This is a genomic window from Pseudomonas amygdali, from assembly GCF_002699855.1.
In the GTDB taxonomy this organism is placed as follows: domain Bacteria; phylum Pseudomonadota; class Gammaproteobacteria; order Pseudomonadales; family Pseudomonadaceae; genus Aquipseudomonas; species Aquipseudomonas amygdali.
This window is the reverse complement of sequence record NZ_LKBW01000244.1, coordinates 1-260: the sequence shown is the minus strand read 5'-3', so window position 1 is coordinate 260 and position 260 is coordinate 1. Positions and strand designations below refer to the sequence as shown.

1 protein-coding gene is annotated in these 260 nt (G+C 58.1%); it reads right to left on the bottom strand.

From position 1 onward, the window contains the following. The coding region (locus AO277_RS15425) for a hypothetical protein (RefSeq protein WP_143492794.1) at positions 1–260 on the bottom strand (260 nt) is incomplete at both ends.

The following is a 260-nucleotide window of genomic DNA, read 5'->3' as shown; positions in this document are numbered from 1 at the left end:
CCTGCCGCTGTTGAAGTTCTTGGCGAAGGCGTTCAGGAGTAGGACTGAGTGGCGGCCATCCAGTCCCGATAAATCATCTGCCTGATTGAGCTGTCCGGCGATCCACGCGATTGCATCCATGCCCGCTTGCTGGTTCGGATGCTTGCTCAGCTTGTTGCCCACATGGGCCAGCTGCGTCAGCGATGCACCGTCAAACCACTTGGTCTTGCAGAGATACTGCGCCGCAACCTCCGTGCAACGATCGAGCTCGCTATGCGTTA